The sequence below is a fragment of the Rhodococcus sp. KRD197 genome (genome assembly GCF_017168235.1).
Taxonomy (GTDB): domain Bacteria; phylum Actinomycetota; class Actinomycetes; order Mycobacteriales; family Mycobacteriaceae; genus Rhodococcoides.
Genome location: NZ_JABFAO010000004.1, coordinates 1,054,021 through 1,067,920 on the forward strand (window position 1 = coordinate 1,054,021; position 13,900 = coordinate 1,067,920).

Genomic DNA, 13,900 nt, shown 5'->3' on the forward strand with positions numbered 1-13,900 from the left:
TTCCTTTCGCTGGAGGAAACTGAGCCGTCCACCGTACCGACGAATGGACCGATGTGCACCCACAAGTCGCTCTACCAGCCACGGACCTTTCCGGGACGGTTGGCGAGCCGGCTTCGCATAACTACTCGCTCACTGCGCGGCCAGATACGTTTCGAGCGCCTGACGGATCTCGGACTCCACTTCCTCCGCGGGACGGCATTCAGGGCTGAATGTCTGCCACTGGTCCCAACGAACACCCAGCTCACCAGCGAATCTTTCGAGAACACGCGCACGTCGCTCATCGAGCGGATCCGCATCCAAATGGTGGTCCAGGACACGTAGATCACCGAAGTTGAACAACAGAAGGTCACGCGCGAGCACACGTGGATCTGTCGAATCGTCGGGCAAGGTCGGCAACAGTGTTCCGTAGCGCTTCATCTCGTCCTGTTCGCGCGCGGCTCGCTCCTCGAACTTCTTCTTCTCCCAGGGTTTTCCGTGATCGAACATCGCAGAGTGCCTGTGCGGGTGACGGTAAAGGAAGTCGGGAACTTCGGAAACCACGGGAGTGCGCAGAAACTCCAGCATTTCGTCCTCACGGGCCCGCAGATCGACCTCCGTCGCTCCCGCTGCAGCGGCACGTAGAGCACCGACGCGTGCCGCGTCCACGTCCTCCTGTCGCGGCGTATACGGCCGCGCTACCTCGCAGCGAGCGAAAGCGCAGCTGTAAGTGTCGAGTTCATCGGTCACAGAACCGATCCGGTACTGCTCCAAGTTTCGCTCGGGCTGAGCGACGTCGGGCAGCCGCGTGGCATCCCACTCGAACGCGGCGTCGATTGCGAGCTTCAACCGTTGTTCGGACTTCCCCCACAGCGAGTGGGCAAGTGCCCATACGTCGATCGAGTGCAGCATCTCCGCGCGGCGTACCGGATGGAACGGTGTGCGGGCCTGATCCCCGACCTGCTGTTTTCTGATGTGCATCGTTCGCGCCACTTGCGCGTGTGTGTAGCCGGCCGCGAGCAGTTGCTTGACGGTGGGGTTGAGGACCAGCATCTTCACGAGTTCGTCGAACGTGGCCACGTACGCGTCGGAGATCTCCCTGGCAGATCCAGCCATTCGTACCGTGGTCACATCGAGTGCGGATTCCATTCTGCAACCATAGTCGTCGGGTTCCCGATTCGGAACCGACCAAGTTCCTGAGTCGGAACCTTGAGGCTAGTAGCCATTGATATGTAGCGGGCAGTTCACGTTCCCGAGATGATGTGTTCCGATCCCCGAGCGTCCTGGGTAGATGCCCCCTCGGTCTAGTCCTAGGCTCGGCCCCGCAGCGTTGGCGGCTGGTCAAGCGCAGCGAAGTCTAGGTCGACTAAGACTTGGCGGACGTACGATGTGATCGGCCCAGGGATTTCGGACAGTGGACCCGCTTAGAATAGGGATCTACTGAAATGAGTCCGACCAGCATGAGCAGAGCACGGCGATCGTTCTCGGCCGAGTTCAAAGATGAACTGTGCCGAGAGGTGATCGAGTCATCGAAGCCGATCAGCGAAGTCGCCAAGGCCTACGGGGTCGGCGACGACAGCCTGCGCCGTTGGCTTGCCAAGTATCGTGACACCCACGGTGGTAGTCCAGGCAGCGAACTCACTGTGACCGAACGAGCGCGACTGGCCCAGCTCGAACGAGAGAATCGTGAACTTCGTTCTGAGGCAGCCTTTTTGAAAAAAGCAGCCTCGTACTTCGCGCGGGAGCCACGGTAGTGGCGAAGTACGAGTTCATAGATTCCCATGTCCCGGGCGACTCCGAGACCGCACCTGTCATCGACCGTTGCCGCTGGCTCGAGGTGTCCACCTCGGGTTTCTACAACTGGCGAAGCCGGCCACAATCAGCTACATCGAAACGCAGAGAATTTCTGGCGCAACAGATTCGCGTGTTCTTCGATGCCGCGCACGGAACATACGGATACCGGCGGATCCACGTAGATCTGCGTGCCGCGGGTGTCGAATGCTCCCCGGAGTTGGTCCGCTCGATCATGCGCGAACACGAGCTGGTCCCGTGCCAGCCGCGACCGTTTCGCACGACCACGCAGTCCGGTGACGACGACGCGGTCCCGGACCTGGTCAAGCGGGATTTCACTGCTGATCGGCCCGGGGTGAAGTTCGTCGGCGACATCACCTACGTCCACACCTGGCAGGGGTTCGTGTACTTGGCAACGGTGATCGACTGCTTCTCCCGCAAGGTGGTGGGTTGGTCGATCGCTGATCACATGCGCACCGAGCTCGTCGCGGCTGCGCTCGACAATGCTGCGTCGACAACTCTGATCGAGACAGGAGCGATCTTTCACTCCGATCGGGGCAGTGTCTACACATCGCAGGCCTACCGGGCTCTGGTGGCCAGCGTGGGGATGCGGTCCTCGATGGGACGTACCGGGGTCTGCTGGGATAACAGTATGGCCGAAAGTTTCTTCGCTGCACTCAAGAACGAATGCGTGTATCGCACGGTGTACGCCACGAAATCACAAGCGCGTCAAGATGTCATCAAATATATCGAGGGCTTCTACAATCCTCGACGCAGGCATTCGGCGCTCGGCTATCAAGTTCCGAACGATGTCCACTACAGTTACCGGCAGCACGACAACGCGGCCTGAAATTAACCATCTCCAGTGTCCGAAATCCTCGCGGCAGATCAATGGATCGCCCCCAGATGCTGTCTTGATGTCTTGCAATAACGGCCAACCAATCTCCTCCGTCGATCGTCCCGCCTCAACATACAAAGGATCGCCGTCGAAAGGTTCGTCGAACCATGCGAGCTTGGCGTGATCAAGAATGTCCAGATAGTCGTCCAAGTGTTCATTACTGCTCACGATGCTGCGAAGTAGTGACCAACGTATGCGGAATTCAGCGTCTCGCGGTCCCAGTGCTCGGCGTGACTCGCCGCGGGTCACGACCATCGCTAAGAGCGACCGAGCTCCTATGGGCAGCTGCGCCAAACGAGTTGCGAAGCGCTCTAGAACGGCCAGGTCAAAGGGTAGCTCTTCTGTCCTGTCTTCTGTGCCGAAGATGGCGGACAGAGTGGTCGGCATAGTCCAAGTGGTTCCCTCCGTGACGTCACCCAATTGCGCTCTCAATCGGTCGACCGCGCCTGTGTATATAGCTTCATGCTTAGCCTTGAGGCTTTGGAGCGCCTGCACTGTCCACGTGTCGAGGTCGCCGTCTATGACAGAGTGGTGGGTTCCGCACATCAGAACCAGATTCGATTCGAGGCGGCGCTGCTCGTTCGTCATATTGTCGTTGAAGCGTGGTCCGTCCGGCATCGCCGCCTCGATATGCGCGATTTCCCCGACCAAGACGCTGTCAGACCCCAACAGAGGCTGGTCACAGCCGGGATATGCGCAACGATTGCCCGACTTCAAGAACAGAATCCCGGTGGTTGGCTTGTCCGGTGTCAGGCGCTTCGGTATCTCATCTCCCATAGGTGAAACCATAGAGATAGGTGGGCGGGCAAAGCGATTGTTAGGGAGAGCAACTGTTCTTACAGTATGCCGAGGTCTCATCTGACCTGCGGCGGGATTCCGTTGTGGCTGCGACAATTCCTAGATGATGAATGCAGTCGGACGGCGATCGGGCCGCCTCGTTAACCGGGTGTCTGTACTTAGTCCATCGTCTCACAAGCCGTGGTATCGCCCTAGGCTTCGAGGGAGAAAGACAGAACGTAAACCTACCCGGCTCGGGCGGTCCTCCGACGTTCGTCGAGCGCGACGAGATGCGAGTTCTGATCGCTTTCCAGCAACTGTGAGATGGATCGGCGAGAAGCTTCTCACCCCGATGATCGTAGGTTTTACCATTTTCGGGGCAACGATCTACACGACCAACCAGCGCACTGAGGCCGATAGGGCTATTGCAGGTGAACAGGCTGCGACAGCACGGGACATCGAGGACCAACGAGCTAAGTCGTCTGAGCGGTTAGAAAACTTGCGTTACCTCAGAACGCTGGCACAAACACCGGCCCCAGAGCGCTTCGTCTTAGGGATGCCGAGTATTGACTTGCACGGAATGGATCTGTCTGGCATCGACATTAGTGGACTAAATTTGAACAAAGCCAATCTCTCAAATATTACTGCAGCAGACTTGACTGCTGTGTCGGAGATGCCGGCAGGCGATCAACCGGGCAATACCCCTTCAGGATCGCCGACTTGGGCACGGACACAACTCAATTCCGTAAACCTTGAAGGTGCTGACTTGAGTTTCACGTCGACCTTCGCCGGCGCACAGATGCAGTGTGCCCGGCTCGGTGGCGCTCGCGTTGCGTCAATTGGAGCACTGAAGGGCGACAGAGTGATTCCAACCGACCTACGGGCTGCTGATCTCCGTGGACTCGTCTTGCAACCACCTCTTCAAGTCACCTTCTGGCCACCCCCAATCGGTACCGCTAGGTTGGACGGAGCGGATATAAGGGGTGTCGATTTCAGCCGTGTGTCGCTCGACGGCGTGACGTGGGGTTCTGGCTTGTTCTATGACGACACGACACAGTGGCCAGAAAGCTACCTAAAGCCCACGAACCTTGGAGATCCGACCCGACGTGAACAGGGGTGTGGCCGCATAGCCGTCAGCCCTTTTGGCAAGTTCGAATTTTGACTCCGCCACGAAGAGTCCTGTCCGCTGTAGAGATGTCGGTCTCAACGACCGCTGTTCCGAAGGCGGTAGTCCAAGACTTTCCATTGATCGGAACTGTGTGCAGTGCGTCCCACGAGGAGTCTTGGACGGCGGGTTGCCAGGTGAACACGCCGGACATCACGGTTACGGCGACATCGGCGGGTTCGGTTCCGATGGGTGCGATGGCGTAGCCGGCGTCGGTGCCGGGTTGTTCGGGGGTGCTGGTGCTGCCGCCGAAGATGAGTACGACGATGGTTGCGATCCCGGAGGCGGCGAGCAGGCCGAGGCCGATAAGTACGGCCAGGGTTCCGTGTCACAGCTCGGGGTCCGTTGCTCGCTGGACCGGGTGACCGTCGGGGTTGAGCTGGCCGAGGGCGCGCCCTGGCACAGTGGACCGTCATGCTCGCCAAAGCGGGAAATGTTGGAGGAGCTCAATGCGGGACATAGCAAACGCTTAAATGCAGTCGGCGGTCAGGTCTATGGGCTTGTCCACTCCCCGCTGCGGTCTCTTGACCATGACTGCTCGTGCTTCGGCGGTTCCATAGGGGCGGTTGTTCTGTACAGGTCGTATTTCACGACCTCGGAGAAGTTGAAGGCGATCTCGCTCGCGTTCATTTCGCAGTGCGAGACGGTCCGCCCTGTCGCGAAGAGTCGAGTCACGGCCGACGCAGGCAACCACCGGCCGCCCATCGCCGCCGTCGGATCATGCGGATCAGCCAGGGCGTTCTCGTAGCCCGTCCTCCACCGTGTGACAACGCGTGCGAGTGATAGCTCCTCCTCAGCCTCGACGTCGATCACGTGGATCTTGTAACCGAAGTCCCCCAGCTGCCGAACCAAATCCTTCGCCCACGGCATGTACCCCAGCGTCCCGTCGATGGCTACGTTCTCGCCCGCACGCATCGCGTCGCTCAATGCACGTTCTTGAAGGATGGTCGACTCGCGGTGCACCAGCGCGGAGAGTTCGAGCGGGTGAAACTGTTCCTCGAAGTTGTCTCGCAGGGGTCGTGGTATCAGGGACGCGATCGAGCCGTCCTCCACAGCAGATTGAAGCAGCAGTGTCTTGAAGTCGTCGGCATCGATGCGACGGTGGTCCGCGAGGTGCGTGTTCGATGCCCCCATCAGAGTGCTCTTGCCCGCGGCGGGCGGCCCGGCAAAGAGCGTCGCCCGGCGCGCGCTCCGTAGATCCTGGGAACTGTCGCGCCACCTGCCGAGCAGGGCAGCGTGCAGCTTTCTGCGAGCCGACGTGGGTACGAGTTCGCCAGCTACTGTCCGGAAATGGCGTCGGTCCTTGACGGTCGCCAATGGAGCATCGATGTTTAGCGGGCCGACGGGCGTCGACAAACTTTCCAGCCGCGCCCGACGGTCCTCTACTGCTTCGTGGGCCAAGTCAGTCTGCTACTGCCTCGAGGATGCGGTCGTAGTCGGCCTCGTCGATGAATCGATCGTCCAATGCCCGCCCGACCTGGAGGTTGAAGCCCGACAAGTTCAGTCGCGGCACGTCGCCCTCGCCTGCCGGAGCCTGCTCGACCGGCTCGTAGATCCATGTTGAGAGCTGTTCGATCATCGTCTCCCGATCGAGCATCTTCGCTGCGTACCGTGCCGCGATCTCGTACGGGGTACCGCCAGCCAAACCTGGACGCACATCCGGTGCATCGATGCGCGCCATCTTCAACCACTGCGAGATGGCGGGCTGACTGACCCCGTTCGCTTCCGCCAGACGCGTCTGCGTCCACCCCTTCTGCTCATGGAGCTGCCGCACGCTTCGAAGGTGCTCGATGCGATCGACAGCACCACGCGCTTTGGACGTCGTCATGGTCGCCTCGAGTGCGCGTTCCAATAGATCTGTCATGACTACCTCCTCGGTATAAGTAATCTTATACCTACAGTTCGAGGGGTGCAAAATCTATTTCCGCATGGCAATGCTCTTAGAGCCCGTGTCACATTGGCTACCGCTCATGTCCTAGATCACCGTCTTGTCGCGTGCGGGTATCTCTGGTCGGTCGAGTAGCTTGCCGCGTACGCTCAGGGTCGAGGTGGGAACGGCGCACTGGCAATGGGTTCGCCCAACAGAAGCGGTTCCCAGATCAGCCAGCGTCGGACACAAGTTGCCATGGGGTTCGCCCCAACCTCTGTAGCTGATTCTGACGGTTATGGGTCCATACCTCAGGACACATGGACGTCAGGACCGACTATGCCCGAACTCGCCAACAGCCGAACGACTACAACAGTCGCCTCATCGCTGCTCCTCACCCTCACTTTGACTGGCCAGACCACAACAGCATCCATCCTGTATCTGCTCACCCTGGCAGCATGGACCTCCGTGGAACTGGCGTCCTCGCCAACAGCCGTCGCGTTGACGAACCGTCCTGCCAAATCGCGCAAGAAGACGTAGTACGACCGCCGTAGCGGGGTCAGACGTGTCGCACTGCGTTGTTTGGCCTCCAAAATTTCCCTGGTAGGGCCCGCCAGGAGATGTCCGTCACCGCTCGAGGCCCTGATCGCGGGAGTGGTTCGAATCCGGCAGGTCGGGTCGTGAGTTCTCGCGCTTCTTGCCCGACTGCCGGTTGAGCATGGATCTCAGCGACGGTGCCGAGCCCACCTCTGAGGACCGTTCCGGTCCGGCCGCGGATTCGCTATTCGATTCCGGCTCCGCGTCGAGCTTTCGTATCGCATCGTCGGCGGCGTAGCGGGCGGCGTCCCGGCGTTCCTCGAACCCGGAGGTCGAGTTGTCGGGACTGGTCCATGCCGTCCAGTGCCAAGTGCGGTCTGTCCATTGGATCGCCGCTCCCGGTGCACCACTGTCGCGGTCCGCTCCGCGCTGAAAGCGCGACCCGTCAGGCGATTTCGGCTTCCACGGGTCATCGGCTCGGCGTGCGTCTCGCTCGGCTTGGGCCGCGGCCCACTTCTCGGCGAATGCCTGCATCCGATCGGGGACGGACTCGACGAGCGCTGCCCGGCTGCTGTGTTGGGCGTCGGCGTGTGCGGGGGTGGGGTTGAGGTCAAGGCTCCATTTCGGGTACAGCCCTTGCGATCGGCGCCGGTCGAGGTCGCGGCCACGTTCGGTGAGCGCTTCGGGTGAGTTCTCGCGCGCGTTGACGTCCGCTTTGAGTTCGGCGAGCGCGTAGCGTGCCTGGGCGAGTTCGTCGGTGCGCGTGAAGATTCGGTCCTCCTGCGCGGTGAGTTCGGTCAGTCTCCCGGCGATGTGCGCGCGGTCGGCGTGCGCTGCGGTCGCTCGCACGGGCAGTTCTTTGATCATGTTGCGCATCTGCTGGAGGATCCCCCGAGCGGCGGTGGCACTGGACATCGCTTCGGTGAGTTTGCGGTGCTCGACGTACCGTTTCGGTCCTGCTGCGATGGACAGTTCGAGTTGGTCGTTGACCGGGCGGTAGGTGCCTGCGATCGCGACGCCGGCGATCTCCGCGAACTCGCTCGGTCGTCCGCTCTTGACCGCCCGCATGTCGATGTACGTGGTCTGCAGGACGTTCTGCAGCGCGTCGACGAGCGATTCGGTGTCGTCGTCGGCGGCGGTCCGGTGATCGATGGTGATCATCTTCTCGGCGCGGTCGTCGATGTCGAGCCATGCTGCAGCGCGGTCGGCATTGGCCTCGATCGTCGGCATGTCGGCGTCGAGGCGCTGGGCGGCGCGGTCGAGGCGGTCGATGGCCGCGCGGCGGGAGGCATTCGCGTTGGCGATCATGGTCTGTTCGGATTCGAGCGCGTCGACGTGCGCCTGCTGCTCGATCGCCCGGACGTAGACGGGGTCGCCGGTGGCGGCGGCCTTGGTCTGCGCGGCGGAGAGGGCGATGTCGCCGCCGACGTCTTCCATCGTGTCGGGGATCTCGCCGCCGCGTAGCTGCTGGACGGAGTGGGCTTTGCGTTCGATGATCTGCCACATGGTGGCGTCGTAGGAGCGTCGGGCGACGATGTTGACCACGTCGACCTCGCGGTGGACGTTGCCCTGCCGGATGATGCGCCCGAACCGCTGCTGCATGTCCGCTGCGGTCCACGCGGGATCGAGGGAGATGAGCTGTTTGAGTAGGCGTTGGGCGTTGACCCCGGTGCCGAGCTTGGGTGTCGAGCCGATCAGCACGCGAACCTTTCCGGCGCGGCAGTCGGCGAAGAGCTGCTGCTTCTGTTTCGGTGTCGGGTAGTCGTGAATGAACACGACCTCCGATCGCTCCATGCCTCTGTCCACCAACGCTTCTCGCAGTCGCGCGTAGAGACTCTTCTCCCCCGCCCCACCGGCCTTCGGAGTGCCGCGGTCACAGAAGACCATCTGGAACACCCCGCGGGCGTCGGGGCCGTGCCGGTCGGCGGGGGTGAACAGGTCGCGGTGCTCGAGGTGGGTCTTCCAGAGCAGATCCGCCGCGACAGCGACCCGGTCGTGTTCGGGCTCGGGTTCGGGCAGTTTCGCGAGCGTCGGGTGCAGGGAGGCGTTGCGCCCGTCGTTGGAGATCTTCAACGCGTTGTCGACGTCCATGCTGCGACCGGAGGTCGCGGCCATGCGTTCGTCGAGGTCGAACATGAAGTCGCGGACCTGCGGTGCGAGGTCGAACTCGACGACCAGCGGCTTGCCGGTGCGCATTCGCGGCAGCTCGACGGGGATCTGGTCCTCGGTGACCACGTCGCGGAACTGATCGACCATGGCGATCAGTTGACGCAGGTTCTGGTACTCGGCCATCCGCGAGATCGGACGCAGTGAGGTGCCGGTGATGTTCATTTCGACGGTGGTGCGTTGTTTGGCGAATGTCTGTGCCCAGGCGTCGATGTGGCCGATGCCGGCGGCGTCGAGCAGATCGGGGCGCAGGTAGCGGTTCATCACCCACAGCTCGGACAGGGAGTTGCTCACCGGTGTTCCGGTGGCGAAGGCGATCGCTTTCGCGGGCGCGTCGGGCTGTCCGGATTCGATGTTGCGCAGGATCGCGCGGTCGCGCAGCCACCGCGCTTTCATCTCCAGGTCGGAGGCGCGTTGCGATCCCTCGGGCAGGGACAGGTCGGCGGAGTTGGAGGTGCGGGCGAGGTTCTTGTAGTAGTGCGCCTCGTCGACCCACAGGAAGTCGCAGCCGGACTGCTCGAACGTCAGGCCGGTGTCGGATGCCTTGGAGGACACCAGTTTCTGCTGTTTGGCCTGTTCGCGTTTGAGGACGCGTTCGATCTGTTTGACGGTGTGCTCGCCGCCGGTCTCCTTGGCGCGTTCGAGGCCTTCGCGTAGTTCCATCATGCGGGTCTCGATGTAGGCGAGTTCGGTGTCCTTGCTGACGGCGATCAGCTTCATCACCGATTCGGGGACGATGACCATGTCCCAGTCGGTCACCGCTGTTTGGCCGATGAAGCGTTGCCGGTCACGGGGGCCGGACAGGTCGCCGCCGACGAGCACTTTCGCGGCCGGGTAGGCATCGCGAACTTCCGCGGCCCACTGGTCGACGAGATGGTTCGGCACGACCACCCACGGCTGGCGTTTGTGTCCGAGTCGGCGCATCTCCATGCAGCTGATGGTGATGGTGAGGGTCTTGCCCGATCCGACGCAGTGATCGAGCAGGATCGTCTCACCGTGGGTCAGACGCTGCTCGGCTTGGCGCTGGTAGTAGTACGGAATGTAGTTGGGGTTCAGGCCCGGGTACTGCTTGTGTTCGGTGGCGAACTGGGGTTTGACGAACCGGTTGAACCGGCCGTTGTAGACCTCGGTGAGGTGCTCGTAGCGGGCCGGATCGGACCAGAGCCACTGCACGAACTTCTCTTCCAGCCGAACGGCGCGATTACGCAGGTCGGTGGTGTGTTTGGGGTGGAATCGCGGTTTGGGCTCGCGGTCGAGCTCGCTCTCGGTCTTGAGCACTTCGACGGGCTTGTTGTTGGCGATCGCGGTGAACAGCTCGAGCCCGGAGTAGCGGCCGGCGATGCCCCACGGGTCCTCGTAGCCTTGCGGGTCGTCCCAGTTCGGTGCCGAGCTGGTCTCGAACTGCCAGGTCGCGTTGACTGCGGCGTACGAGACGGTCAGCTCGTCGGGGTCGATCCCGAACTCCTGGACCAGGAACTGCTTGTGGTTGTCGACTCCGACCCATTCCGCGCCGGGGCGCACCCCGATACGGGCCGGGTCGGCGTCGGGTGGCACGACGGCTTCGAGAGCGTCGACGACGCCGGTGTAGACGTCGGGGTTCTCCGCTTCGGCGACGCGGGCGCGTGCGAGCTTGCTGCGGACATCGCCGGCGAGGAATTGGCCGGCGACCTCGTAGGTGCTCGGATCGGTGAGCGAGGGGTAGATCTTGCCTCGCGCACGGTCGAGTACGTCCTCGACGTCGGTATCGAGGAGCTCGGCCACCCGTTCGGGGTCGATGCGGCCGCTTTCGTCGAAGGCGATGGCGATCGCTTCGTCGATGCCGGCGGCGCTGGTGGCGCGTTCGGTGGTGAAGGTGACGTCGGTATCGAAGATCGAGGTCTTGGAGGCCTGCTCGGTCTCGTCGTCGAAGAGTTCGAGCGATCGGACCATCGCCATGCGGGGGTCGAAGCTGATGGCCCCTTGCAGGTGATGGCGGCTCTTACGGGGCCCCTGCGCCGGGGTGCGTGCCTTCTCCAACAGCGCTTCGGTGACCTCGGCGGGCATCTCACCCCGGTAAGGGGGTAGATCGAGATCCGCGAGGTCGTCGGGGTCCACTCCCCGGTCGAGAGCAGCCTGTTGGGCTGCGTCGATACGCCACTGCGCTTCGAGGGCGGTGAAGTTCTCGGCGGTCTTCTCGGGACTGTTCTCGGTGGCGTGGTTGGTCCACTTGAACCGGTTGATGAAGCCGTACCGGCTGGTGTAGTCGGTGTATTGCCGATCGAGCTTCTCGCGCAGATCCTGTCGGTGTTCGGGTGTCGAGTCCGCGGTGCGCGCACTGTCACCGATGTCCAGGACGGTGTCGCCCATGGCGAGCAGTCGTTGCCACTGATCGTTGATCTCGCGGCCCTTGGCGGGGGTGAGGACCCATCCGGCACCGACTTGGTACTGCTCCCACCGGGAGCTGTGGGCGTCGAATCGCAGTGTGCCGGGGATGGTTCCGGTATCGCTCCCGGAGTCCGTGTGCAGGCCGGCGTCGTTGAGCTCGTGATGCTGGGTTCGATCCGGAGCCGCCGCGGTCATGGCCAGGCCCGAGTCCAGGGCGTCGTCGACGATGGTCTCCAGCGCCCGGGTCAGCAGTGCCGGTACGGACTGCGACTGCGGGGCAACGACTTTCATCGTGGTCGAGCCGTACATTCCGGAACCGACCTCGACGGTGCCCAGGATGCGGTCCCGGTGCCGGTTGAAGTACCGGTTCAGGTGGGCCGGTGCGGTGCTGTCTCCGTTCCCGGTGGGAAGGGTGACTTGGGCGACCTCGGTCCACAGCGTGGTCTGTTCGGTGGCCTCGCGGCCCGGCTCTCGCCGGCGGAAGATCAGAACGTCGGTGAGCACGTCGGTGGCGGCCTGGCGGCGATGCGCGGCCGACGGGAGCCGGACGCCGCCGACGAGGTCGCCCAGGGCTGCGATCTCGCGCCGCGCGGCCGGGCGCACCGAATCGGAGGTGAACGTGCTGGTGATGACCGCGACGTACCCGCCGGGGGCGGTCAGGTGCAGGGATTTGATGATGAAGTGGTTGTGGATCGAGCGGCTGTTGGGGTTGTGGATGTCGTCGTAGACCGGATAGTCACCGAACGGGACGTTGCCGATCGTTGCGGTGAAGGTGCCGTCGGCGGCGAACGCTGCCTCGAATCCGTGATTGCGGATGTGCTGGTTCGGATAGAGGTGATGGGCGATCGCTGCGGTGATCGGGTCGAGCTCGACGCCGACCATCGTGGTTCCGGTGGGTGCGAGACCGACGAAGTGTCCACTGCCGCAGCCCGGTTCGAGGACGCGGGCACCCTCGGGCAGACCGGCGCGTTCGACGGCGCGCCAGAGGGCGGAGGCGATGGCGGGGTCGGTGTAGTGGGCGTTGACGGTGCTCAGGCGGGCCGCGGCGTAGTCCGGGGCGCTGAGCAGGGTGCGCAGTTCCTCGCGCTCGGGCTCCCATTCGGCCTTGGCGGTATCGAATATCTGCGGAACGCCGCCCCATCCCGACCAGCGAGCCAGGGTGTCCTGCTCGGCAGCGGTGGCGGGGCGAGAGTCGGCGGCCAACGCCTGGACGACGGCGAGGGCGTCGAGGTTGGCGCGGGCTCGGGCTTTGGCTCCGGACGGAACGAGAACGTCCGTGCCGAGAGTGAAATCGACTGCGGGAGCGACAGTTCTGACTGGATCGGCGGTTGCCTCGACCCCACTACCTAACGGTTCCCGGCCCCGGTCGCCTGCGTCGACGCCGCCGAGTTCGGGGGCGGTCTCGGGTTCGGGGGCGGTCTCGGGTTCGGGCGTCGCTTCCTGTTCGGACGTGGTCCGGGGTTCGGGTTCCGGCGTGACGGTATCGGAGACGCCGGCATAGCGGCGGGCGGTGTCGGCGCTGATGTAGACGGTGGAGCCGTCGGGGCGTTGGGCGGCGATGAGGCTGTTGCTACGCCACAACGGGCTGGTGAGGGGTTCTCCGGTCTCGTACTGAGGCACCTCGACCGGCGCGTCGGGTACCTCCCGGGGTGTCGCAGTGTCGGTGAGATCGCCAGCAGGACCGGATGTTTCGGTTCCCGCGGCGTCGACACTGGCCGCATCGGCGCTGGCGGCGGTGGTGTAGCCGTCGATGAAGTCGGCGCGGATCTGTGTGGCGTCGACGCTGTCGGAGGGCAGTGATTCGAGTGCTGCGCCGACGACGGGGTCGGCGGAGGGATCGGGCGCGGCGAAGGGTGCGCGCGGGTCGTAGGCGCGACGTCCGCGATCGCCGAAGTCCACGATCTCGGCAGTGGCCGCGTTGTCGAGCTCGTCCTGGGCGCGGTGCTGACGTGCTGCTTCGTCGGTGGTCTCTGGCCCTGTGGTGTCCGGCTCTGTGGGGTCGGCCTCGGGTGCCCGGTGGTGGGTCTGCCAGAGCAGGTCGACCAGCTCGTGGGGAAGTGCGTCGAGGCGGGCAGGGTCGGCCAGTAGCGATTGTGCGGCGGCGGTGAGCGGGGTGTCGGTGTCGTCGATGGCCACGACGGCGTCGAGCATGACCGTTTTCGTCCGGGCCAGTGCCCAGGACTGGAACTGGGCGTAGGTGTTCGAGGACGCCTGGGCCGAGACGGTCAGATCTGCGTCGGCGAGGACGGCGGCGCGGATCCGCTCGGTGAGTGCCTCGTGTGCCGACGCCGGCGGGGGTGCCGTCGTCGCGTCCTCGCCGCTGCGCAGCAGTGGTAGCTCGCCGGCGAGGATGGCTTTG

7 protein-coding genes are annotated in these 13,900 nt (G+C 63.4%); 3 read left to right on the forward strand and 4 right to left on the reverse strand.

All coding sequences use genetic code 11. The annotated features are described in order from the left end of the window. Window positions 1–129: 129 nt before the first annotated feature. The gene (locus J1M86_RS11260; protein ID WP_206509867.1) at window positions 130–1,125 is read right to left on the reverse strand and encodes a hypothetical protein; all 996 of its coding nucleotides are present in this window, start codon (window positions 1,123–1,125) and stop codon (window positions 130–132) included. A gap of 311 nt (window positions 1,126–1,436) precedes the next feature. On the opposite strand from J1M86_RS11260, the gene J1M86_RS11265 reads away from it, so the two are divergent. Continuing rightward, window positions 1,437–2,617, forward strand: a protein-coding gene (locus J1M86_RS11265; RefSeq protein WP_206509868.1) for an IS3 family transposase whose coding sequence is annotated in 2 segments (ribosomal slippage) — window positions 1,437–1,704 and window positions 1,704–2,617 — 1,182 coding nt in all. Because the reading frame shifts where the segments join, the coding sequence is not laid out codon by codon here. 1,177 nt (window positions 2,618–3,794) lie between these two features. Then, window positions 3,795–4,604 (forward strand): pentapeptide repeat-containing protein, encoded by an 810-nt coding sequence (locus tag J1M86_RS11270; protein ID WP_206509869.1) that lies wholly within the window; start codon window positions 3,795–3,797, stop codon window positions 4,602–4,604. Between the two features lie 495 nt (window positions 4,605–5,099). Here J1M86_RS11270 and J1M86_RS11275 read toward each other — a convergent pair whose 3' ends face one another. After that, the gene (locus J1M86_RS11275; RefSeq protein WP_179276378.1) at window positions 5,100–5,924 is read right to left on the reverse strand and encodes a zeta toxin family protein; all 825 of its coding nucleotides are present in this window, start codon (window positions 5,922–5,924) and stop codon (window positions 5,100–5,102) included. A gap of 85 nt (window positions 5,925–6,009) precedes the next feature. Beyond that, entirely contained in the window at window positions 6,010–6,471 is a 462-nt protein-coding gene (locus tag J1M86_RS11280; RefSeq protein WP_094681209.1) for a helix-turn-helix transcriptional regulator, read from the reverse strand. 342 nt (window positions 6,472–6,813) lie between these two features. On the opposite strand from J1M86_RS11280, the gene J1M86_RS11285 reads away from it, so the two are divergent. Next, window positions 6,814–7,014: a hypothetical protein gene (locus J1M86_RS11285; protein ID WP_094681208.1), complete on the forward strand. Its 201-nt coding sequence runs from the start codon at window positions 6,814–6,816 to the stop codon at window positions 7,012–7,014. An 87-nt stretch (window positions 7,015–7,101) separates the two neighbouring features. Here J1M86_RS11285 and J1M86_RS26840 read toward each other — a convergent pair whose 3' ends face one another. Next, entirely contained in the window at window positions 7,102–13,692 is a 6,591-nt protein-coding gene (locus tag J1M86_RS26840) for a helicase-related protein (protein ID WP_307786621.1), read from the reverse strand. Between the last annotated feature and the right edge of the window lie 208 nt (window positions 13,693–13,900).

Coding starts and splice junctions, on each gene's coding strand:
- J1M86_RS26840 (WP_307786621.1), bottom strand. CDS start 13,692: ATGCTCGACGCCGTCGTGGCCATCGACGACACCGACACCCCGCTCACC.
- J1M86_RS11280 (WP_094681209.1), bottom strand. CDS start 6,471: ATGACAGATCTATTGGAACGCGCACTCGAGGCGACCATGACGACGTCC.
- J1M86_RS11270 (WP_206509869.1), top strand. CDS start 3,795: ATGATCGTAGGTTTTACCATTTTCGGGGCAACGATCTACACGACCAAC.
- J1M86_RS11285 (WP_094681208.1), top strand. CDS start 6,814: ATGCCCGAACTCGCCAACAGCCGAACGACTACAACAGTCGCCTCATCG.
- J1M86_RS11260 (WP_206509867.1), bottom strand. CDS start 1,125: ATGGAATCCGCACTCGATGTGACCACGGTACGAATGGCTGGATCTGCC.